Annotated in this window: 4 protein-coding genes; 3 read left to right on the top strand and 1 reads right to left on the bottom strand. The window is 68.6% G+C overall.

Annotated features, from left to right (window positions below; translation table 11 throughout):
• Nucleotides 1–206 (top strand): hypothetical protein (locus OXM58_07575; protein MDE0148217.1); only part of this gene is annotated, 206 nt, incomplete at its 5' end.
• Nucleotides 207–285: 79 nt separating this feature from the next.
• Here OXM58_07575 and OXM58_07570 read toward each other — a convergent pair.
• The gene (locus tag OXM58_07570) at nt 286–912 is read right to left on the bottom strand and encodes a DUF4338 domain-containing protein (protein MDE0148216.1); all 627 of its coding nucleotides are present in this window, start codon (nt 910–912) and stop codon (nt 286–288) included.
• 231 nt (nt 913–1,143) lie between these two features.
• On the opposite strand from OXM58_07570, the gene OXM58_07565 reads away from it, so the two are divergent.
• Both OXM58_07565 and OXM58_07560 read left to right on the top strand, forming a co-directional pair.
• Complete coding sequence (locus OXM58_07565; protein ID MDE0148215.1) at nt 1,144–1,404, top strand: hypothetical protein; 261 nt, start codon at nt 1,144–1,146, stop codon at nt 1,402–1,404.
• A gap of 18 nt (nt 1,405–1,422) precedes the next feature.
• Nucleotides 1,423–1,605: a hypothetical protein gene (locus OXM58_07560; GenBank protein MDE0148214.1), complete on the top strand. Its 183-nt coding sequence runs from the start codon at nt 1,423–1,425 to the stop codon at nt 1,603–1,605.
• The last annotated feature ends 1,271 nt before the right edge of the window (nt 1,606–2,876 follow it).

Raw genomic sequence — 2,876 nt, 5'->3', positions numbered from 1 at the left:
TCGCCGAAGGGCCCGCTGTCAGAAGCGCGGAGGAATGGCGCGAGATCGTCGAGGACTTCGAGCGTGAGGGCGGGACCGCCGCCGCCTACCGCGAAGGGCGCGGCCTGAGGCCGCGGACGCTGCTCCGCTGGCGGCGGCGGCGCGGTTCTCCGGCTTCGGAGCCGGAATTGCCGGCGAATGTTCCCGAGGGCGGCATCTGGATCTAGGCCGGCGCCTCGAGCGGGGTCTTTTCGCGGCCGCCTTCGCCCCTCACGGAATGGTGTCGCCGCTTTCGCGGACCGATCTCTAGGCCCTGCTGGATGGCGTCGACTGCACCACCTCAAGCGGCAGCTCGACTGGTCCCGCCAGCGGCAGGTTCCTCTCGAGCATCTCGGGCGTCCAACCGACGAATCGGTCGCGCGGGGCGAGCTTCCATGCGGCGGTGGAGAAGCCGAGCATGGCCAGCGGCCAGCCGTTGCGGTCGTGGACGGCGTAGCGCATCTGGGTGCCGACGAGGGTCTTGTATCCGAGATAGTGGTAGCGGGCGACGAACTCGTTCCAGAGCCTGCCTTCGCGGGTGCCGCCCTTGACGATGCGCATCCCCGGCGGCCGGACCTCGTCGAGCGTGGCCGGAACCGGGAACGGCGGCGGCTCGGTGTCGGGACCGAACACGACGGGCTTCGGCGGGCCCGGCCGCCACTTGGGCGGCGGCAGCTTGATAGTCCCGTCGCGGTCCATCGCGAGCATGGTGCCCCGGGCCATCATGTCCTTGAGGCCGCCGTCGGGCTTGAGCCAGCCGATGCGTCGGCAGAACTCCCTGGACAGGGCGGCGCGGGTCGGCTGCGGATCGGCGGCGATCAGCGCGTGCATGAGCGCCATCTCGTCAGCGGTGAAGTCGCGGCCGTGGTAGCGGCACTCGATGGCGCCGGTCATCCCGGCGCCATGAACACGCGCCTGCGCCCATCGCCCAGGGCAGCCAGGGCGTCAGGTCGTCCGGCGGCCGTTCTCCGCGCAGACCTAGAGCCACGCTTCCAGCCAGCGCTGGACATCGAAGCCGTTCATCGAAAGCGTGCGGACAACGGAGTAGGCGACAGGCTGATCGACCATCAGAACCGGGCGCTGCTCGCCGTCGCCTACGACGCGATGCTGCGAAGGACGGAACTGGTGTCCTTGCAAGTCGCTGACCTGCTTGAAGAAATGCAGGGCGACGAGAGCCTTTTGGTGCGCCGCTCCAAAACCGACAACGAGGGACGAGGCGAGATCGCCTGGGTCGGTTCGGACACTGTCCGGCTGGTCCGCGCATGGCTCATCCAGGCCGGGATCGAGGAGGGAATGCTGTTCCGTTCGGTCGCCAAGGGCGGACGGGTTGGCGAGCGGCTACATCCCTGCCGGGTGCCGCGAATATTCAAGGCGATGGCGCGTTAGCCGGGCTTGCCGGAGGCGGTGGCCGGCGGCCTCTCGGGGCACTCGGCCCGGGTGGGTGCGGCGCAGGACATGGTCGCCGCCGGGATCGAGATGCCGGCGATCCTCCAGGCCGGGCGCTGGAAGTCCGTCACGATGGTGAACCGCTACGGCGAGCGGCTGCTAGCGCGGCGCAGCGGGACGGCGCAGCTGGCGCGGAAATAGAATCGGGCCTGAGCGGCGCCGGAGGGTGTGCGAACCTGGCCGACGTGCTATGGTGGCGCGACGGTCGGCGCTGGCCGCGACGGCACTCAAGAGGCCGGAATCGATTCGCCTAGGCCGTACCGGCGCAAATCCGAAAAATGATATCGAGCATAATGTCTGTCGCGGGCCGCGAGCCCGGCCTCCTGCCGGAATGGCCTGCACGAGGCCGGGCTGTTCCGGAAAATCCCCTGCAGTTCAACAGGTTGCGGCAGGCTCGGCGCGGGATTGCGTGCTGCCAGGCGGGTCTGGCTCGTCGCTGGCGCGAATGCAAACTTGACAACTTTGCGCGCAATTGTGACAGCTATCGAGCGTAATCCGGGGCGGGAGAGGGCGGATTTGCGCCGCCCGGAAGGTCGCGCAAGTAGCTGGTTTGCCACGAGTTTCCGACGCTTCATGACCCATCCCGCCGACGGGGCCTCCTATTGACTGCCGGAAGTCCCCGATATTGCGCACCCGGGACTCCCGTCGCCCGGTTCCACGCGTCCCGGCCGCCGGGGCGCGGATCTGTGCGGAACCTGGCGGGCAGGCGATCTCGCGACTGCCGGTCGCACCGATCGGGGGCACTCGTCGGCGGATCCCGCCGCAATGCGCCAGCGCCCTGCGCTCTCCCGTCCAGATCGGCACTCGCCATCGAACGCGGGCCTGCAAGGACAATTCGGGTCCCGGGGACTGCCGTGTCAGTGTCTCGGAAATCGTTCGCCGGACCTGGCACGGGACCCTGCGACCCGTTCCGCCGAAACCATCCTGCATGGACATGCAACCTTCCTTGCTTCAGCGCGACTCATCTCCGGATCCGTCCTCGCAGCGTCGGCGCGAAATGGGGCCGTAAGGTGCCGCCAGGAATTGCGCGTCCCCAACCTTGGCGAGAACCGGGAAGAATCCATGCCGCGTTCCGGTGAATTGCGCCAACGCTACCGCACCCAGCGCCCGGCGGGACGGTCGGGAACTCCATCCGCCGGTTCCGCGCGACCGTCGCTCCGCCATGGACGCAGGCCGTCGTGGCGCCCGACGGCCGAAGATGCAGCTGCCGGGCGCACGGCTCGCCCTCAAGTCGCGTTTGCACAGCCGCATTGACGCGCCGGCATCCTGACGCTGAACGACGCGGGCTCACACGACGATCCCGCAAGGTGCGGATGACGGATCTCGGCACGCCCCGGGGGAAATGAATGAAGCGCCGTTCAAACTGGAAGTTTCATGGAAAGGCATCCTCGGTGCGTTGCCCGGCCCCGCAC

This window comes from Rhodospirillaceae bacterium (genome assembly GCA_028819475.1).
In the GTDB taxonomy this organism is placed as follows: domain Bacteria; phylum Pseudomonadota; class Alphaproteobacteria; order Bin65; family Bin65; genus Bin65.
This window is presented reverse-complemented; position numbering and strand designations above follow the sequence as displayed.